At 52.5% G+C, this 19,264-nt stretch carries 21 protein-coding genes; 15 read left to right on the top strand and 6 right to left on the bottom strand.

Features of this window, described 5'->3' with window-relative positions; translation table 11 throughout:
- Window positions 1–58: 58 nt before the first annotated feature.
- Entirely contained in the window at window positions 59–1,363 is a 1,305-nt protein-coding gene (locus tag D3P09_RS05230; RefSeq protein WP_120107775.1) for a replication-associated recombination protein A, read from the top strand.
- Between the two features lie 30 nt (window positions 1,364–1,393).
- On the opposite strand, the gene D3P09_RS05225 is transcribed toward D3P09_RS05230, so the two are convergent.
- Entirely contained in the window at window positions 1,394–1,864 is a 471-nt protein-coding gene (locus tag D3P09_RS05225) for a DinB family protein (RefSeq protein ID WP_120107773.1), read from the bottom strand.
- Window positions 1,865–1,963: 99 nt separating this feature from the next.
- Here D3P09_RS05225 and D3P09_RS05220 point away from each other — a divergent pair, with 99 nt between their 5' ends.
- Window positions 1,964–2,239 carry a hypothetical protein gene (locus D3P09_RS05220; RefSeq protein WP_120107771.1) on the top strand — a complete coding sequence of 92 codons (276 nt, stop codon included), beginning with the start codon at window positions 1,964–1,966 and terminating at the stop codon, window positions 2,237–2,239.
- An 873-nt stretch (window positions 2,240–3,112) separates the two neighbouring features.
- On the opposite strand, the gene D3P09_RS05215 is transcribed toward D3P09_RS05220, so the two are convergent.
- Window positions 3,113–4,201 carry a copper resistance D family protein gene (locus tag D3P09_RS05215; protein ID WP_120107770.1) on the bottom strand — a complete coding sequence of 363 codons (1,089 nt, stop codon included), beginning with the start codon at window positions 4,199–4,201 and terminating at the stop codon, window positions 3,113–3,115.
- Window positions 4,198–4,785: a copper resistance protein CopC gene (locus tag D3P09_RS05210; protein ID WP_120107768.1), complete on the bottom strand. Its 588-nt coding sequence runs from the start codon at window positions 4,783–4,785 to the stop codon at window positions 4,198–4,200. Before D3P09_RS05210 ends, D3P09_RS05215 begins: the two co-directional genes overlap by 4 nt.
- A 224-nt stretch (window positions 4,786–5,009) precedes the next feature.
- On the opposite strand from D3P09_RS05210, the gene D3P09_RS05205 reads away from it, so the two are divergent.
- Together D3P09_RS05205 and D3P09_RS05200 are read left to right on the top strand one after the other, a co-directional pair.
- Complete coding sequence (locus tag D3P09_RS05205; protein ID WP_133304971.1) at window positions 5,010–5,594, top strand: hypothetical protein; 585 nt, start codon at window positions 5,010–5,012, stop codon at window positions 5,592–5,594.
- Window positions 5,595–5,695: 101 nt separating this feature from the next.
- On the top strand, window positions 5,696–7,039 hold the full coding sequence (locus D3P09_RS05200) for a hemolysin family protein (protein ID WP_120107765.1): 1,344 nt from the start codon (window positions 5,696–5,698) through the stop codon (window positions 7,037–7,039).
- 24 nt (window positions 7,040–7,063) lie between these two features.
- Here the strand turns inward: D3P09_RS05200 and mnmA are convergent, their stop codons facing one another.
- Window positions 7,064–8,191: a tRNA 2-thiouridine(34) synthase MnmA gene (mnmA, locus tag D3P09_RS05195; RefSeq protein ID WP_120107763.1), complete on the bottom strand. Its 1,128-nt coding sequence runs from the start codon at window positions 8,189–8,191 to the stop codon at window positions 7,064–7,066.
- Between the two features lie 153 nt (window positions 8,192–8,344).
- On the opposite strand from mnmA, the gene cymR reads away from it, so the two are divergent.
- Window positions 8,345–8,764, top strand: coding sequence for a cysteine metabolism transcriptional regulator CymR (gene cymR, locus D3P09_RS05190; RefSeq protein ID WP_120107762.1), 420 nt, complete (start codon window positions 8,345–8,347; stop codon window positions 8,762–8,764).
- Between the two features lie 68 nt (window positions 8,765–8,832).
- Here cymR and D3P09_RS05185 read toward each other — a convergent pair whose 3' ends face one another.
- A complete protein-coding gene (locus tag D3P09_RS05185; RefSeq protein ID WP_120107760.1) occupies window positions 8,833–9,078 on the bottom strand; it encodes a hypothetical protein in 246 nt (81 codons plus the stop codon).
- 116 nt (window positions 9,079–9,194) lie between these two features.
- Entirely contained in the window at window positions 9,195–10,256 is a 1,062-nt protein-coding gene (locus D3P09_RS05180) for a hypothetical protein (RefSeq protein WP_120107759.1), read from the bottom strand.
- Between the two features lie 191 nt (window positions 10,257–10,447).
- On the opposite strand from D3P09_RS05180, the gene D3P09_RS05175 reads away from it, so the two are divergent.
- The 10 genes from D3P09_RS05175 (at window position 10,448) to mltG (ending at window position 19,206) form a co-directional block, all read left to right on the top strand.
- Entirely contained in the window at window positions 10,448–11,599 is a 1,152-nt protein-coding gene (locus tag D3P09_RS05175; RefSeq protein WP_120107757.1) for a cysteine desulfurase family protein, read from the top strand.
- Window positions 11,600–11,620: 21 nt separating this feature from the next.
- Entirely contained in the window at window positions 11,621–12,157 is a 537-nt protein-coding gene (locus tag D3P09_RS05170) for a PRC-barrel domain-containing protein (RefSeq protein WP_120107755.1), read from the top strand.
- Window positions 12,158–12,178: 21 nt separating this feature from the next.
- Window positions 12,179–12,382 carry a hypothetical protein gene (locus tag D3P09_RS05165; RefSeq protein WP_116045676.1) on the top strand — a complete coding sequence of 68 codons (204 nt, stop codon included), beginning with the start codon at window positions 12,179–12,181 and terminating at the stop codon, window positions 12,380–12,382.
- 166 nt (window positions 12,383–12,548) lie between these two features.
- Complete coding sequence (locus D3P09_RS05160; RefSeq protein WP_120108542.1) at window positions 12,549–13,619, top strand: AI-2E family transporter; 1,071 nt, start codon at window positions 12,549–12,551, stop codon at window positions 13,617–13,619.
- 335 nt (window positions 13,620–13,954) lie between these two features.
- Complete coding sequence (gene alaS, locus D3P09_RS05155; RefSeq protein ID WP_120107754.1) at window positions 13,955–16,588, top strand: alanine--tRNA ligase; 2,634 nt, start codon at window positions 13,955–13,957, stop codon at window positions 16,586–16,588.
- 52 nt (window positions 16,589–16,640) lie between these two features.
- On the top strand, window positions 16,641–16,904 hold the full coding sequence (locus D3P09_RS05150) for an IreB family regulatory phosphoprotein (RefSeq protein ID WP_116045679.1): 264 nt from the start codon (window positions 16,641–16,643) through the stop codon (window positions 16,902–16,904).
- 19 nt (window positions 16,905–16,923) lie between these two features.
- On the top strand, window positions 16,924–17,340 hold the full coding sequence (gene ruvX / locus D3P09_RS05145; protein WP_120107752.1) for a Holliday junction resolvase RuvX: 417 nt from the start codon (window positions 16,924–16,926) through the stop codon (window positions 17,338–17,340).
- An 8-nt stretch (window positions 17,341–17,348) separates the two neighbouring features.
- Window positions 17,349–17,645, top strand: a complete 297-nt coding sequence (locus tag D3P09_RS05140; protein ID WP_116042606.1) for a DUF1292 domain-containing protein — start codon at window positions 17,349–17,351, stop codon at window positions 17,643–17,645.
- Window positions 17,645–17,956, top strand: a complete 312-nt coding sequence (locus tag D3P09_RS05135) for a DUF1292 domain-containing protein (protein WP_120107750.1) — start codon at window positions 17,645–17,647, stop codon at window positions 17,954–17,956. The genes D3P09_RS05140 and D3P09_RS05135 overlap by 1 nt, the downstream gene beginning before the upstream one ends.
- A 125-nt stretch (window positions 17,957–18,081) precedes the next feature.
- Entirely contained in the window at window positions 18,082–19,206 is a 1,125-nt protein-coding gene (gene mltG / locus D3P09_RS05130) for an endolytic transglycosylase MltG (protein ID WP_243643908.1), read from the top strand.
- The last annotated feature ends 58 nt before the right edge of the window (window positions 19,207–19,264 follow it).

Here is a 19,264-nt window from a genome sequence, read left to right as displayed (position 1 = left end):
ACATCTGTGCCTGTATGCTATCATTTAGTTATACCATCATAAAGGATTGAGTATCGGCATGGACTTATTTAGCTATGAGGAAGCGGAGCGGCCGCGGGCGAGATTGCTTGCCGACCGCATGAGGCCGCAGACGCTGGATGAATATATCGGGCAAGAACATATCGTAGGCAAGGGCAAGCTGCTCCGCAGGGCGATTGAAGGCGACCAGGTGTCGTCGATCCTGCTGTACGGCCCGCCCGGCTGCGGCAAGACGACGCTTGCGAACATTATATCGCTGCGGACAGAAGGAGACTTCGTCAAGCTGAACGCAGTTGACGCTTCCGTCAAGGATGTCAGGGAAGTGATTGACCGGGCCAGGTCGAACAAGACGCTGTACGGCCGCAAAACGATCCTGTTCCTCGACGAGGTGCATCGATTCAATACGTCGCGCCAGGATGCGCTTCTGCCTGCGGTGGAGCAGGGGATTATTATTTTTATTGGCGCTACGACGGAGAATCCGTTCCACCATGTGAACGGGGCTCTTCTCTCCCGGTCAACCCTGTTCCAGCTTGAAGCGCTAGAGGAGAAGCATTCCATGGAGGCGATGCGCCGGGCGCTGTCGGATGCGGATCGCGGCCTTGGCTTTATGAAGCTGGTTGCGGATGAAGAGGCGCTGCAGCATATCGCTGCGATGTCCGGCGGCGACGTCAGGCGTTCGCTTAATGCGCTTGAGCTGGCGGCCGTGACGACGCCCTCCGAGCCGGACGGTTCCGTCCATATTACGCTCGAGGTGGCGCAGGAGTCGGTGCGCAAGCCATCAATCCGGGCGGATATGTCCACGCAATATGATGTGCTGTCGGCCTTCCATAAGAGTGTCAGAGGCTCCAGCGATGCCGCATTGTTCTGGTTCCTATATGCTGTGGAGAAGCTTGGCATGGATCCGATGACCTTCCTTCGCAGGCTGATTGTAGCCTGCAGCGAGGATATTGGACTGGCGAATCCGCAAGCGATGGTACAGGCGGTGACGGCTATGGATGCTTATCACAAGATAGGCTGGCCCGAGGCCAAATATAACATTTCCCAGGCAATTTTGTTCGCGGTTGAAAGTCCGAAGTCCAATGCGACTGCGGTCGCTATCGGCAATGTGATGAATGCGATCGAGCGCAACGGCAATCTGGAAGTGCCGCTTCATCTTCGCGATACGCATTACAAGGGTGCGGAGCAGCTCGGCCACGAAGGCTACAAGTATCCGCATGACTTCCCGAATCATTATGTGAAGCAGCAATATTTGCCCGACCCGCTGACTCAGGTTACATTCTACAAGGCAACCGAGCAGGGGATGGAGGACAAGATCAAGCAAAATCAGCAGCGTCGCTCTAAGTGACGCTGCTGATTTTATTTATTTTGATATTAGTTAGTCCCAGATTCTTACGCGCGGGATATCGGCCGTTCTTAAGTAATCCAGGAGCTGCCCCGTATGAACAGACTCGTGATAAGCAATGCGCAGCAGCATGTCCCCCAAACCTCTGATATATCCGGAATTGGACCGGTCGATTTGAATCTCGTCCAGATCAGCTTCGGTGTAAGCGGCGATCGTTTCTAAAAATAAGCTGCGATAAGGCTCCGCAAATTCAAGCTCGGCTTGAACGGTAGTGTAAGGACGATTCTCAAACGGGGAATCGAAATGCGGTAGGCTGCCTCTATTCTGGAGCGCCAAGTGATAGTAATGCTCGCTTTCGAGAACATGCCTGACCATCTCGATGCATGTCATGGCATTGTCATCCGGCTTCCAGCGGAGCATATCCTCAGGAATCGATGTCCATACCTTGATGCTTCTGCGGCGAACTTCATGGAAGTGCAAGAGAATGAGAGAAATTGAGTTCATATTTGCCTCCAAATTGAAATATCCTAATAGTATACACGAATGAATGTTCGGATTTCAATTCCCAGGCTCAAGCTGCAACGGAATGATGGGGAGGCTGCGATGAACGCATTGGATCATGAAGAATATAAGAAATGGGCGCTAATCAGGCAAAGAGGCAAGCTTCGCTACGCATTGAAGTGGATTTTGAATTTCTTCTTGTTTATGACGCTTATTCACGGATTTGTATCGCTGCTGAACGGCAAGGAGTTCGGGATGGAGGAGATGTTGATCGTACTGGCAGTTAGTCTGCTGACAGGTGGCGCAGGCTCCCTGCTCAGCTGGATGATATGCGAGAAAAGATACCAGCTAAGCCATGACCGCAATCCACCGTTATGAGGGAGCGGGAGGATGCCCGCGAGGTTGTGTATTCGATTTAATGCCAAAATAAAGGCTGCTCCAAAAAGCGAAATAACTGTGCCTCACACCGTTACACATGGCAAAGTGGCGGAAATACGAAAATAGCGCCGCCTCACACCGTTACACATGGCAAAGTGGCGGAAATACGAAAATAGCGCCGCCTCACACCGTTACACGCACCAAAATGGCGGAAATACGAAAATAGCGCCGCCTCACACCGTTACACGCACCAAAATGGCGGAAATACGAAAATAGCGCCGCCTCACACCGTTACACGCGCCAAATTGGCGGAAATACGAAAATAGTGCCGCCTTACACCGTTACACGCGCCAAAATGGCGGCAATACTGAAAATAACGCCGCCTCACACCGTTACACGCGCCAAATTGGCGGAAATACGAAAATAGCACCGCCTCACACCGTTACACATGGCAAAGTGGCGGAAATACGAAAATAGCGCCGCCTCACACCGTTACACGCGCCAAAATGGCGGAAATACGAAAATAGCGCCGCCTCACACCGTTACACGCACCAAAATGGCGGAAATACGAAAATAGCGCCGCCTCACACCGTTACACGCGCCAAAATGGCGGAAATGCAATAATAGTGCCGCCTCACACCGTTACACGCGCCAAATTGGCGGAAATACGAAAATAGCGCCGCCTCACACCGTTACACGCAACCATGGGGCGGAATTGTTTAGATTTAATGGCTAGATAACTAAGGGAATTCCCTATTTATAAAACAGTCCAAACCAAAAAGACGGTGCAGGGATATACCCCGGCACCGTCTTTATTCATTTTCACTGATATCTCTTGGAGACAACTCTGTTTTGAGACAGCTCCTTCTTGTATTATTGCGCAATAGAAAACATGAGGCCGAGATAGGCGAATACAGCCATGAGCATCCCCATCAGGAAGGCTACGCTCGGACGGTTCAGGCGGTACGTCCATACAACGCACACCGCCATTAGCAGCGCTGCGGCGAACATAAGCACGCTCTCCATATGCAGCGTGAACGCCAGTTGAATATCCGGGCTGAAGGCCCCCTTGTATAGCGAGGTGAACAGCGGCGACGGCGATACCTGCTGCAGTGTATCCTTCAGGTTATGCGGCGGCGCCTGCTGGCCCATGAAAGCTGTAGCGCCAAGCACCAGAATCGCAACGGCACTCTCTGCTCGGAGCCACTTGACCGGCTGGAAGCCGCTGTCCTTCGCGGCTACCGACTTGTACAGAAAGCCGTTCGTATAGGCGAATAACAGAAGCGGCAGAATGAGCAAATGCTTGATCAGCAGCGCTTGGCCGTACGGAATAATCCATGAATTGACGTATTGCGGCGTTGTGAAGCTCATCAGCGTCAGTCCGGCAAGCAGCGTGACGATTACACAAATGATCGCAACCGGCGAAAACCACTTCAGGAACGCAGGCCAGTTGTCCTTATCCTTCGAGAACCAACTGATCACGAACAAAATGCCGATCCAAATGCTGAACGCCAAAAAATGCATCGTATGTACAAACAAGCCTTTAAAAGAGCTGAGCGACGAAGCGTGGCTTGCATATCCCAGCCAGACGACGAGCAGGCCGGTAACGAACAGCGCCACCTTGGGCATATGCTTGTCATTGCGGAACGCCTTCATGCCTAGCAAGAGCGCCAGGCCAAGAGAACCGACAGCCGTCCAGATCCATGCTTTGCCCGACTTGACATCCATCAGAATGCTCTTCAGCATCTCGCCATACGACAATTCGAACTGAGAGGCATACTGGCTGGCAAGCTGATGAATAGGAGCGAAGGACAAGACAGGAATGGCAAGCGCGCATGCCAGTAGCACCCCGTTCGGGACATGAACGGAAGGACGCTTGTGCTCCGGCACAAGGCGAAGCACAAGCGTTCCCATCAGAATAGCAAAGCTAATATAAAGAAGTCCTTCGCTTACGTAAATCATGACGATTTTTTCCTCATCAGCACAAAGAATATGACTGCAGCTATAATGACGATGCCGATCATGACCAGTACAGGCGGCGATGCCAGCACTTCACCGAGATCATCATGCGATTCGTTGTCCGCAGGCGTTGCGGATGGTGTAGGCGACGGCTGCTCGCTCGGTTGTTCTGTCGGCTGCTCGCTTGGTTCATTAGACGGCTCTTCGGATGGCGTAGGCGACGGCGTCGCTTGTACAGGCGCGTCAACCGTAAAGGCATATTCGCCCTCTACCGCATGGCTGTCCGCTCCGATAATCGTCCATTTGACCGTGTATTTGCCGTTTTCCAGCGCGGCAGGCACAGTGCCAGACATCGTGTCGCTGCTTACTTCGGCTTTGCCGGTCTCCACTTGTTCTCCGGCTTCATTGAACAACTTGAATGTGCTTAGCTTCTCGATTTTGGTGTCAAACTTCATCTCAATACGCTCTGGAGATACGTCTACCGTGGCGTCAACTGCAGGCAATGCGGTTTGCAGCGTGGAGTGCGCCAGTGCCGCGGAGGGCAGGAGCCAGATGAGGGCCATAAGGATGAGCAACGCTCGTTTCATAAGGGATCAATCCTCCGTTTCTTTGTTTGCGAATGGCAGCGCTTCAGCATGGCAATCGCTCCTTGCATTATACCATCTTTACCATACGGAAAGCTTCAAGGTCGTGATCAATTCGTTGCAGACTTTTGAACGTTTCATGAATACGAGCTAGAAAAAAATAACAACTTTATGGGAACCCGTGCGTTTAATATCAATAAGAAGAGTTAAGAGACGAGGGAGGACGCATGATGATGAAAAAAAGATTGGCAGCCATGCTGTTCATCGGAGCAGCGGCTCTGTTATTGGCATCGTATTCGAATGCTTCAGATGATTCGAGTATTATCGTAAAGTCCGGCAACGTGTTCATTGACGTGATTGTTGAACAGGAAGCGAGTTCGGCGGCGCTGGCCTCAACCGATGAACGCTTGTTCCAAACGTGGATGAGCAGCCATTCCGAAATTCCTTATGTTCAGCTCGGCGGCTCCATTACGATTACGGCCAATCGGGACCTGACAGGGAGCTATGAAATAAGGGATGTTCTATTGAAGAAGGACGGATCGCTGAAGTACAGCGCTCAGCATTCAATCAAGACTGGACATGTGACCGATATTCAATTTGACCAAGGCGTCGGCAGTTTTATTTTGACGGAGAATATGAATGCCTATCTAAGCTCTCAAAGCGCGGATTATGAGCCGGGCGCAGCCATTAGAGGGTTTAAGCTTTATCTGGGGGATACGGATGAATCCATAGTGTTTGTCATTCGTACGGACGCAGGAAATGCACAGGAGCAGAAGGCCGTATTCGAGTGCATATCGGCTAAGCCCTCCTGAATACATATGACTACTACGCGCAAGAATGGCTGATGCCTGCATGTGCGAAAAGGGAGGTGCGCCCGCCGCCGGGCACTCGCGCCGCGGTTGGCGGGGATAGGTTGGGAGACCCTTTGCCGATTGGCTTGTCGCTGACGCTTGTGATGCTTCTGGTTGGCATGAACGGATTCTTGGCTGCGGCGCAGCATGCGATGTCAAGAGCAAGAATGAATCGGATGGAGCGCTTGACGGCGGGGAAGGATGCCCGTGCGGGGCGAGCGAGGGAAATGCTGGAGCGAAGCGGGTATGCGACCGCTTGCCAGCTTGGCATAACTGCAGCTTCGCTTGGCCTTGGATGGCTAGGAGCGAATCTGGCGACCGGGATGGTAGCGCCGTGGCTTGCGGCGGTCATGAAGTTAAATCCGTCCGCTTCGATATGGGGCTCGGTTGCGTTAGTGTTTGTACCCCTTGTACTGCTGCATGTCACGGTAGGCGCTCTGGTGCCAAGAGCGGCAGCTCTCCCGCGGGCAGAGCTTGCGGCGATTCGTGCTGCAAGACCGCTCCATTTTCTTTATCTCTCCTTATGGCCTCTAGTCTGGATAGCCCATCATGCTACTTCCTCCTTGCTCAAGCTGTTAGGAATTGCCCCTGCCACCGGGAAGGAGCATGCGCATACGGAAGAAGACTTGCGCAACCTGCTCAAGGAAAGCCACCGCAGCGGCTACATCGATCAGACTGAGCTTACCCTGGTGGATAACATATTTGACTTCACAGAGACGACAGCAAGGGAAATTATGATTCCGCGCACCGAGATGATCTGCTTGCATGGGAGTCTTTCGCTGCAAGCGAACAAAACCATTGCCATTCAATATATGAGAACGAGATATCCTGTCTGCGAGACGGACAAAGACGACATTATCGGATTTGTGCATATGAAGGATCTGTTCAATTTAAGCGCTGGAGCGGCGGAATCGATCAGAGATGTGATGAGGCCGGTCACAGCGGTGCCTGACTCCATTCCAATCAGTGTGCTGCTGAAGCTGATGCAGCGGAACAAGACGCAGCTGGTCATCCTGATTGACGAATACGGCGGAACATCGGGTCTGGTGACGCTTGAGGATATCATGGAGGAGATCGTAGGCGACATCCAGGATGAATTCGACCGAGAGCATGCCGCAATTGTACGGCAGGGGGACGGCTCCTGTCTGGTCAGCGGTTCGGTGCTCATCGAGGAGATGAATAGCTTCTTCGGCATGAATCTGGAAAGCGGCGATTATGATACAATTGGCGGCTGGCTGTATGCGCAGCTTCCTTTTCCCCCGGCAAGGGGCCATGCGGCAAACGCTGACGGGAGATTCCAGTTCATCGTGGAGGAGATGCAGCATCTGCGCATCTCGCGCATTCGGGTAACCGATATGGCCGAGCGGCAGATGAATATACAGAAAGGGCTCAATGGGAGCGTGTGACCTCCTCGATTGAGCCCTTCTTTGTTAGTGGGTAATTTCGGCTTGAACTTTGTTGACGACATCGATTGTGCCGCCGCCGAGGCATACATCCCCGTCATAGAAGACGACGGCTTGTCCAGGTGTAACAGCCTTCTGCGGCTGATCGAATGCAACAAGAGTCGTGCCGTCTTCACGCATAGTGACAGTAACGCCTTGATCCGGCTGGCGGTAACGGAACTTCGCTGTACAAGCGAACGGTCTCGATGTATCGAGCGGAGCGATCCAGTTCACGCCGGTCGCGATCAGGCTTTCGGAATACAGGCTTGGATGGGTCTCGCCCTGCACGACGTACAGGATGTTGTCCTGCAGGTTCTTGTCGGCTACGAACCACGGCTCGCCGGAGCCGGTTCCCGAGCCCCCGATGCCAAGGCCTTGGCGCTGTCCAAGCGTGTAATACATCAGGCCGTCGTGACGGCCTTTCTTCTCGCCGGTGCGAATGTCAATCATGTCACCCGGTCTGGCCGGGAGGTATCCGCTCAGGAACTCCCGGAAGTTGCGTTCGCCGATAAAGCAGACGCCTGTGCTGTCCTTCTTCTTCGCCGTATGAAGTCCGGCTTCTTCCGCAATCCGGCGCACCTCCGGCTTAGGCAGATGCCCGATCGGGAACATTGCTTTTGCAAGCTGGTCCTGATTAAGCGCGCTAAGGAAGTACGTTTGATCCTTGCCGGCGTCTACGCCGCGCAGCAGCTTCGTCACGCCGTCTTCAGTCCGCTCGACTCTGGCGTAATGCCCGGTTGCCAGGTAGTCGGCGTTCAGCTCCAGCGCTTTGTTCAGGAAATCCCCGAACTTAATCTCCCGGTTGCACATGACATCGGGATTAGGCGTGCGGCCGCGCTTATATTCGTCGAGGAAATAGGTAAATACTTTATCATAATACTGTCGCTCGAAATTGACCGTATAGTAAGGAATGCCGATCTGATCGCATACGCGGCGGACATCCTCGGAGTCCTCTTCCGCTGTGCAATGCCCGAATTCATCGGTATCATCCCAGTTTTTCATGAATATGCCGATTACGTCATAGCCCTGCTGCTTGAGCAACAGTGCGGTGACGGAGGAATCGACGCCGCCGGACATGCCGACGACAACTCTTGTTTCGGCGTTTGATTTGCTCATCTATGCCACCACCTTGTCTCTTGAAACTTTCATCATTGTATCATATGCTAAAAAAGTTTTCATGAAGAAGTGGGGCTTTTTTGACACGAGGGGTGTCCAATATGTTACCATATAAGGATAATAGGATTACAGTGATTAAAGTGAGGTGCTACCTTGAAGATATCGACTAAAGGACGTTACGGTCTTACGATTATGATGGAACTGGCAGCAAAATTCGGAGAAGGCCCAATTTCGCTGAAGAGCATTGCCGAGCGCAATTCATTGTCCGAGCATTACCTGGAGCAATTGGTGGCTCCGCTTCGCAACGCAGGATTGGTGAAGAGCATTAGAGGCGCATACGGCGGGTATATCCTGTCCAAGGACCCGGCGCAGATTACTTCCGGCGATATTATCCGCATTCTGGAGGGCCCGATCTCTCCGGTAGACTTTACGGAAGAGGATGATCCGGCAAAGCGCCATCTGTGGCTGCGCATCCGCGACAGCATCGCCGAGGTGCTGGATTCCACCACGCTGGAAAACTTAATCGCTTACAAGGAAGAAGAAGCGAAGGATAGCTACATGTTTTATATCTAGGCAATTTGGCGCGTATGCCCTAAGCAATGACCAAAGCCCGCTAACCTTAAGGTTGGCGGGCTATTGATTTAGAAAATATAGATATCTTTAACCTTACCTGATTCAAAAACATTTTGAAGTGTTGCATCCCCAATCCGAACTTGCTGTATTAAATTCTCAATGGCTTCATAACAAATAGCATTCAAATAATCATCAGCATCGGTAAAGTACCAGCCTTCTACTGATTGCGTAATAGAATAATCTTTGCCTAAGTAATTAAACTCAATTTCATGGCCGAATTCTAAAAAATCTACGATCTCATTGTATGTAAACATTTGTATTTCCTCCTCTGCTAATACAGTATACTGCACTTGAATAGTGTTTCAGAGCAGGCTGTTTTTGTTCTGCTTTCTTTTTCTAAAAAATGATCCGCAGATTCAGATACTTTTGGCTATTCTTTTGAAGGGGATGCTTCCCGATTTTCCTTCTCTAACTGCTTTAATTGTTTTTTAAAGGATTTATACGTAAAGCCATACTCCTCATTTGCTTTGCTTACTATCTGCTTTTTGCCCTTGTGCTTTTCTAATAGGAACGCACCTTGCCCCATCCCGACCACAAAATAGTCGAACTCATCCTTATCCGGCCGTTCTCCCTTCTGATCGGTGAGGAAGAGGATCACTTCATCGTCGGCCTCGTAGGCGCCCAGTCCTTCTTCACGAAGCTTCGCCCTTGTATATTGGGATAGACCCGGTGTACGAACGATTATGTCTTCCTTCGGCTCGCCTCTGTACACTTCGAGGACCCCTACTACCGTATCGGTGACAGGGTTAACATAGCTATCATGGTCAGGTGTCTGCGAGAGAACCTTGCCTCTCAGGATGACATTGGCCGTTCTTTCCAGCCCATGCTTATCTACTTTTGTTATTAATATAGTTGTCAGCGTCCGCTCAGGTTCAGCTGCGGCCATGGTTTCATGCAGCTGCTGATTGAATTCATCGTAGGTGAAGCCATACTCATTGTTCGCCTTATTGTTCATGAATTTTCTTGAATTTCGTGTTTCGATCAGAAAAGCGCCCTGATCAACTCCTACTACGTAGTAACCCAGGTCGTCCTTGTCAGGCGGATTGGCATATCGGTGATTCAGGAAGAGAATCACTTCATCGCCTGGCAGATAGCCGGACAGTCTGCCGTCGAAGAGAGCCCGATAAGGATTTCTTCCCTTTGTCCGGACGGCGACAACATCTTCGGGTTTGCCTTTGAATACTTCCAGAACCTCAATATCGGTATCGGTTACTGGCATAGAGTCGCTGTCGTATTCGGGGCGATGGGCGGTAACAATACCTCTTAAGATGACATCTGCCAATTGGATAAGCTCACTCTTGTCTACCTTGGCGACCAGTCCTGTATATTCGGATTGCACGACTTGCCGGAAGGGCTCGGCAGGAGCGGAGTCGCATGCCTGAAGTACAGCAGCCCATGCGAAAAATGTCAATAAAAATATCCAATTTTTCATGATAATACCTCCTGCCTATAAAACGCCTTAAAACGCGCGATAGTTGCGCAATTTGTACGATAGGTGGGTCTTGACGAATGTGTTATACTTTTCTAGATAAAACTGCAGGTTAAGCGAAAAAAAACGAGGTTTGAAGAGCTCGTCCCGAGGGGCTGGAGCTTTTGAAGCATCTACTATAAGGGTGACATTTGATGGGCACATACTATTTTGATCATGCCGCAACAACGCCAATGCATCCAGAGGTCGTGAAGACGATGGTCGGGCTGATGCAAGGGGCCGCAGGCAATGCTTCGAGCATGCACGCGTACGGACGAGCAGCCAAGGGAGAGCTCAGCCGTGCGCGTGATCTGATTTCGGCGGCGGTTGGCTGCAAGCCCGGGGAGCTGCTGTTCACTTCCGGGGGGACGGAGAGCGACAATCTCGCCTTGATCGGCGGGGCAAGGGCGCAGCGCAAGCGCGGCAAAAACCACTTGATTACTTCAGCGGCGGAGCATCATGCCGTCCTTCATACAGTGGAGTGGCTTGCGAGGGAGGAAGGCTTCGAGCTGACTGTGCTGCCTGTGGACGAGCAGGGGCGCGTTCATGCGGAGCAAGTGAAAGAAGCGATGAGGCCGGATACGGCCCTTGTAAGCATCATGCACGGCAACAACGAGGTCGGCACGCTGCAGCCGATTGCAGCGATCGGCGAAGTCGCGCATGCTGGCGGCGCTTTATTCCATGTTGACGCTGTGCAGTCCTTCGGCACGACAGAATACCTCTTGTCGGAGCTTCCAATCGACTTTATGAGCTTCTCTGCGCATAAGATCAATGGGCCGCAAGGAGTCGGAGCCCTGTATGCGGCTGCCGGAGCGCCGTTTGATCCTCTGCAATACGGCGGCTCGCAGGAGCGGAAACGCCGTGCAGGCACGGAAAATATAGCCGGAATTGCCGGATTCGCCAAAGCTGTTGACATTTGTGTGAACGAAATGAAAAAAAAGCAACCTTTTTTGGACAAGCTTCGTAAAGAATGGGTAGAGCTGATGATAGGCGAATTGTCAAGGGATACCGTCATCGTCAATGGCGACCCCGGCGACAGCGTGCCCCATATTGTGAATATAAGCTTTATCGGTGCCCATACGGAGTCGATGCTGATGAATCTCGATATGGCAGGCATTGCAGCGGCAAGCGGCTCAGCTTGCACATCCGGTTCGCTGGAGAAGTCCCATGTGCTGAGAGCGATGGGCATTTCGCCGGAAAGATTGGATTCCGCTGTAAGATTTAGCTTCGGGTTGGGGAATACTTTGGAGGAACTTCAAGAAGCCGCTCCGATTGTCGCGGGTATCGTGAGGCGGATACGGAGCTAGGTTAGGAGGCTTCCGGCCAAAGTGATCAAACTTCAACAGCTGATCGGGCTTCCGGTCATTGTCATACATTCCGGCAAGCGAGTAGGAACCGTGAAGGACTGCTGGTTCGACGAGAACTGGAAGCTGAACGGGGTCGTGCTGGAATACGGCAAATGGTTTGCGGCGAAGGTCCGCATTGTGGCATGGAGCGACGTGCTTACCTGCGGGGAGGATGTTGTCATTATCGCAAGCGAAGATGCCGTCAAGTCGATGAAGCCCAAGAAAGTAAGCCGCGCGTTTTACACCGGAGTTGTGAAATTGAAGAATATGCCGGTTGTAACGGTGCATGGCGATCAATTAGGTTTACTGTCGGATGTTTATTTTTACCCTTTGCAGGGTACACAGATAGTAGGCTATGAGCTTACTGACGGTTTTGTTTCGGATCTGATGGAGGGGCGTAAGTGGCTAAAAGCGCCGAGCGATCCGGATATGGTGTTGCTCGGGGAAGACGCGATTATCGTTCCTGCTGTCAGTGAAGCGGAATTGGAGCCTGTCGCAGCTTCCAATTTCAGAGGATAGGGAGAAATGTGTATGATGAATATGCTGAGATGTCCGAATTGCAATTCGAAAGATATCGGCAAGATTGGTTCCCACCAGTTCTACTGCTGGGGCTGCTTTATTGAACTGACGGTGAACGGAGAGAAGATGTCCGTCTATCAAGTGGAAGAGGACGGCACGCTGAGCTCGCTCGACGATCTATTCTTCGAGGACGATATCGCGTCGCAAGAAATTCACGTCAATTAACGCGCAAGCGTATCATAATTACAACTACAGGGACGGCCGGATGGCCGTCTTTTTTTGCATTCCAAGGATGATTGGCAAGACTTGTACATATACTGAACAACATAAGAGTTCCTTTGCCAGGATACGGCAAGGACAGCTGCGCACGGGATGTTCGGGGGTGCAAGAGGTGGAGCGATTCACAAAAAACCGGTTGTTCGTATGGCTCGTTTATTTGATATTGAGTTTGGTGGCAATCTATTTTCTGCTGCAGCTAAAGCCGCTGATCGTCTCTATTTATGACTTTCTGAAAGCCGTGCTTGGGCCTTTTATTATTGCGATGATTATCTCCTATGTGCTTAATCCGATTGTAACGCTGCTGCATGAGCGGAAGGTGCCGCGGACGATTGCGGTGCTGCTTATTTATGCGGTATTTTGCGCGGTCGTGACGGTGCTGCTTGTCAATATGATTCCGATGTTCGTGAATCAGATCCAGGAGTTGAACCGTCATCTGCCAGAGCTGTCCATGCGGGCGCAAAGCCTCGTCACCGATATCAACAATACGTCAATCCTGCCGGAGAGCTTCCGCGACGGGGTGAACAAGGCGCTGATCAGCATCGAGAAGCGGGTGTCGGATTCGCTTCTGCATCTTGTGAACAATATCGGGGAAATGCTGAATGCGGTATTTATCGCGTTCATTATTCCGTTCCTGGCCTTCTATATATTGAAGGACTTCGACGTCTTCGAGCGTACGGTCATTACGTATGTGCCGAAGTCGCACCGGAAGAACACAGTCCGGCTCATGAAAGACATCGATCACGCGCTGGGCAGCTATATTAGGGGCCAATTCCTCGTCTGCCTGATTGTCGGCATCCTGGCTTATGCCGGTTATCTGTTCATCGGCATGCCTTATGCACTGCTTCTGGCCAGCATTGTGGCGATTACGAACGTGATCCCGTATCTGGGGCCTTTCTTCGGCGCTGCGCCAGCCCTGCTAATGGCATCGACCGTCTCGCTGAAAATGATGATTCTTGTAGCGATTGTGAATACGGCCTGCCAAATTCTCGAGGGCAATGTGATCTCGCCGCAGGTGGTCGGCAGAACTCTTCATCTGCACCCGCTGCTTATTATCTTCGCCTTGTTGGTAGGCGGGGAGATAGCAGGCATTGTGGGCATGATATTGGCTGTGCCGATCTTCGCCGCCTGCAAGGTCATTGTTCAGCATATGTTCGCCTATTACGTGCGCCGAAAGATTATTTGACAGCCTGATGGGGCAAAGTTATAATTTGTCGTATATATCGAACGCGATGATGAAATGGAGTAAGCCATACCTAGCCATCCAGAGAGAATGCTTCTTCGCTGTTGCCGTGATGCGGCGCAAGCGTCGGTTGAGAGAGCGTTTATGTGCGTAAATGGCCGAAAGCTAGTTTCGGAGTGTGGATGAACTTCACCGGCTGGACCCGTTATCGTCCTTCAAGGAGATTGCGCATGCTGCGCGATAACCAGGGTGGTACCGCGATATCGATTCGTCCCTGTCATTGACAGGGGCTTTTTTATTTTTTCAGAAATTAGAACCTATATAGGAGGCAATCGTCGATGAAAGCAAGTGAAATCAGATCCAAGTGGCTGCAGTTTTTTGAGGAAAAGGGGCATAAAATCGAGCCGAGCGCATCGCTGGTGCCGCATAACGATCCATCCCTGTTGTGGATCAACGCGGGCATGGCGCCGCTGAAGCCATATTTTGACGGCCGCGTTATTCCGGAGAATCCGCGGATTGCCAACTCGCAGAAGTGCATCCGTACCAACGATATCGAGAATGTCGGCAAAACGCGCCGCCACCATACATTCTTCGAGATGCTGGGCAACTTCTCCATCGGCGATTACTTCAAGGAAGAAGTCATCACATGGGCATGGGAGTTCCTGACGGACAAGAAGTGGATCGGCTTTGATCCGGACCGCTTGTCGGTTACCGTCTATCCGGAGGACGAGGAAGCATTCCGCTTCTGGAACGAGAAGATCGGCCTGCCGGCGGAGCGCATCTACAAGCTGGAGGAGAACTTCTGGGATATCGGCGAAGGCCCGTGCGGACCGTGTACAGAAATATTCTACGATCGCGGCGAGAAGTACGGCGACCTGTCCGATCCGGAGTGCTGGCCTGGCGGCGAGAACGAGCGCTTCCTGGAAGTATGGAACCTCGTATTCTCCCAGTTCAACCATAACAAAGACGGCAGCTACACGCCGCTGCCGAGCAAAAACATCGATACAGGCGCAGGCCTTGAGCGCTTCGCTTCCATTCTGCAAGACGTGGATTCGAACTTCGATACGGACTTGTTCCGTCCGATCATTGACCGCACTTGCGAAATCGCAAGCGTAACTTATAAAGCAAATGAAGAGCAGGACGTGGCGCTGAAAGTCATCGCCGACCATATCCGTACAGTGGTCTTCTCCGTAGGCGACGGCGTTATGCCTTCTAATGAGGGCCGCGGCTATATCATCCGCAGATTGCTTCGCCGCGCTGTTCGCTACGGCAAGAAGCTGGGCGTTGACCGTCCGTTCCTGTATGAGCTTACATCGGTTGTGGGCGACGTGATGGGCGTCTACTATCCGGAGGTGGTCGAGAAGCGTGAATTCATCGAGCGCGTTATCCGCACCGAAGAGGAGCGTTTCCATGAGACGCTGTCCGACGGCCTGGCTATGCTGTCCGACATCGTGGCATACGCCAAGTCGGCTGACAGCAGCGTGATTCAAGGCGTGGACGCATTCCGCCTGTACGACACATACGGCTTCCCGTTCGACCTGACGGAAGACTTCGCGGCGGAGCATGGCATGACTGTCGACCGCGAAGGCTTCGACGCCGAGATGGAGCTGCAGCGCGAGCGCGGACGCGGCGGTCGTCGCGAGACGGAGAGCATGAAGGTGCAAGGCGGACCGCTGTCCGAATACACGGATAAAAGCGAATTTGTTGGCTATACTGATCTGATAACTGACTCCCAGATTAAGGGTATCGTGCTGGGCGACGCATTCGTAGAGGAAGCGGGCGAAGGCAGCGGAGTGCTGGTCCTGCTTGACCGTACGCCTTTCTATGCAGAGAGCGGCGGCCAGATTGCGGACCGCGGCACGATCAGGGGCGACGGCTTCGAGCTGCGCGTCGAGAACGTATCGAAGGCGCCTCATGGCCAGACGGTGCATCATGCAGTGGTTGCATCCGGCACAGTCAAAGCAGGCGTGAGCGTGCAAGCGGCGATCGACAAGGCCGCACGCGAGGATATCATTAAGAATCACACCGCGACACACTTGCTCCACAAGGCGCTGAAGGAAGTGCTGGGCGATCACGTCAATCAAGCGGGTTCCCTGGTCGAGACCGAGCGTCTGCGCTTTGACTTCTCCCACTTCGGCAGCGTGACAGCTGAGGAACTGGCTGATATCGAACGCAGAGTGAACGAGCAGATCTGGCTCGGCACGGATGTCGACATCTCGAACCAATCGCTGGCGGAAGCGAAAGCAATGGGCGCTATGGCTCTGTTCGGCGAGAAATATGGCGATGTCGTACGCGTCGTGCGCGTTGGCGATTACAGCCTTGAGCTGTGCGGCGGCTGCCACGTTCGCAACACGTCGCAGATCGGATTGTTCAAGCTGCTTGGCGAGAGCGGCATCGGCTCCGGCGTTCGCCGTATAGAAGCTGTAACCGGAAGACATGCTTATGCGTATTACGAAGAGCAAGTGGAATTGCTTAAGCAATCGGCAGCCTTATTGAAGTCCGGAGCAGCGGACGTGCCGAAGCGCATTGAAGGCTTGAACGCGCAATTGAAAGAGCTGTCCCGCGAGAATGAATCGCTGCAAGCGAAGCTGAGCCGGATCGAAGCAGGCTCTCTGGAATCGAAGGCTGTGAAGGCCGGCGAAGTGACGGTATTGTGCGCGAAGGTGAACGCGCCGTCGATGGATGCCCTGCGCGGCATCGTGGACGAGCTGAAGCCGAAGCTCGGCGCAAGCGTCATCGTCCTGGGCGCGGTTGCGGACGACAAGGTGAACCTGGCGGCAGCGGTGTCCGCAGACCTTGTGAAGAAGGGCTTCCATGCCGGGCAGATCATCAAGGAAGCGGCCATTATTTGCGGCGGCAACGGCGGCGGTCGCCCAGATATGGCGCAGGCGGGCGGCAAGGACATTACCAAGCTGGATGAAGCGCTGAAAGTTGCAGAAGAACTGGTTGTTAACCGAGCGAATGTGATATGATAGTGCTAGGCAACGTCCCTTTGACGGTTTTTTGGAAAGCGAGGTGCTGTTGATGAGTTCTATGGACCAAACAATGAAGTTTAACGTGAAGGCGGAGGGGGTGGAGACTTCTTCTGGAGATATTCTTCTTAGCGTGCATGAAGCATTGCTGGAGAAGGAATATAATCCAATTAACCAGATCGTTGGGTATTTGCTGTCCGGAGATCCCGCGTATATCCCGCGGCACAACAACGCCAGAAGTTTGATCCGCAAGAAGGAACGCGACGAATTGATTGAAGAGTTGGTCCGGTTTTACTTGCAGCATAAGAAACAATAACAAGGAGCCGGACAATTAGATGAGAGTAATGGGACTGGACTATGGGGACCGCAATATTGGGGTGGCCATCAGCGATGCCTTCCAATGGACGGCTCAGGGCATCACAGTCGTGGAGAAACGACGCGACGGAGGAGAGCTGGATCGGTTAGCCGATCTGGCCAAGGAGCATGAAGTATCCGAGATCGTGGTCGGTTTGCCGAAGAATATGAACGGATCCGTCGGCCCGCGTGGCGAAATTTGCATCGCATTTGCCGAGCAGATTGGGCAGAAGCTGGAATTACCAGTTCACCTTTGGGATGAAAGGCTGACAACGGTAGCTGCCGAGCGAACGCTCCTGGAAGCAGACGTCAGCCGGAAGAAGCGAAAGCTAGTCATAGACAAGATGGCCGCTACGATCATCTTGCAAAATTATCTCGATTCTAAAACGAAAAGGTGAGGGTAACGATGACAAAGGACGACATGCAGTACGAAGAGCCGGAAATCATTTACATTCCGGATGAAGAAGGCAACGAAGAAGAATTCGAAGTCATTATGAAGTTCGAGGTAGATGATTCGGATCAGAAATATATGATGGTTGTGCCTCTTATTGGCGCGGACGATGAGGAAGACGAAGTCTATGCGTTCCGTTACGAGGAAGACGGCGACGATCTGAAGCTGTATACGATTGAAGACGAAGAAGAATGGAACATGGTCGAGGAGACGTTCAATACGCTGCTCGGCGAGCTGGAGGAGCAAGAGTAATGACAGACATCTCCCACAACAATCCTGAGCGGCTTAGCCGTTTGAAGGAGCTGTTCGGCACTGAAGTCGAACTCGTGTCCGAAGACGGCACGGCCGAATTCTTCCGCATCAAAGCCGAGTTCAAGCTGGGCGACGTGCAATATGTCGCGCTGCAAAGCGAGGCCATGCGGGCGGAGGACGAAGTGGAGCTATTCCGCATCAATCTGGACTCCGATGAGCCTCATCTGGAGACCATCGAGGACGATGAAGAATGGGAATCGGTCTCGGAAGCTTATGACGACTTGCTGTTTGCCGGGGAAGAACGCCCATAGCGTCCCATACGGCGCATAATCAGGCAGCATGTCAGAGCGCATGAAGAACAGTTGTATAGCGGAACCAAAAGGGCGGCTTACCACCGCTCTTTTTTTCGGAAACTTGCAAAAGAGGGTGCGATTGGTTGGATACGACGGAAGAGAAGCAAACGCAGAAAATGAAGAAAAAACGGAGAAAGGGCCAGAAGCCTAGAGTGTGGCTGATTAACCTATGGGTTTTTGCAAGCCTGGTAGGCTTAATGGCTCTGGTCGCCGGCGGTGCGGCTTTTTACTTGTGGTACAATCTGGGGCCTACGCCTAAGGGCGAGATGAAGCAGGTGACGATCACGCGGGGCATGTCCGCCAATTCTGTGGCCGATCTGCTCGAAGAAAATGGAATTATTAAAAACGGATTTGTATTTAGCTATTATTTGAAGCTGAAGGACGAAGGGGCCAAGTTCCAGGCTGGCACGTATGAGCTGCAGCCGGGCATGGACAAGTCTGATGTGATCGCCAAGCTGAATGCCGGCGATACCATCGCGGAGGAGACAATCAGGTTCACTATTCCGGAGGGCTTCACGGTTCTGCAGATTGCGGACAAGCTGGCAGCCGACGGATTGATTAATAAAGACAAATTCCTGGAGCTGGCGGAGACGGATCGCGCTTGGGGCGACGCGGAGGCTGTGCGCGGCGTGCCGAAGTCGGATAAGCTGCACAAGCGTCTCGAAGGCTACTTGTTCCCAGAGACGTATGAGATGAAGAAAGAAAGCACGGAGGAAGATATTATTACCCGTATGGTGTCCGAGACAGACCGCAAGCTGAGTGCCTTGCCGGAAGGCTGGCAGGACGCGATGGAGGCTTCGGGCAGAACGCTGCACGAAATATTGACGATTGCGTCGCTGGTCGAGCGCGAGGTTGTCGTGGATGAGGAGCGCGCGCTTGTCGCTGGCGTCATCTACAACCGGATAAAAGCTCCGATGAGGCTGCAAATCGACGCTACGGTCCAGTATGCGCTGGATACGCCGAAAGCGCGCTTGTCGCTGTCTGATCTGGAGATTAACAGCCCGTACAATACGTACAAGATAGACGGCTTGCCGCCGGGACCGATTGCAAGCCCGAGCATTGCGTCGATTGAAGCGGCTCTATATCCTGCGGATACGAAATATCTGTTCTATGTGACGAAGAAGGACGGCACGCAGACGCATCTGTTCGCCGAGACGTTCAAGGAGCATCAGAAAAATATCGCATTGAGCGAAAAAACGACGCAGTAATGGATGCTTCAATAGCCATTGATAAGGCTTTTGCATCCGAGAAGATAGACGAAGGAGA

The organism is Paenibacillus pinisoli (genome assembly GCF_003605435.1).
GTDB lineage: Bacteria > Bacillota > Bacilli > Paenibacillales > Paenibacillaceae > Pristimantibacillus > Pristimantibacillus pinisoli.
This window is presented reverse-complemented; position numbering and strand designations above follow the sequence as displayed.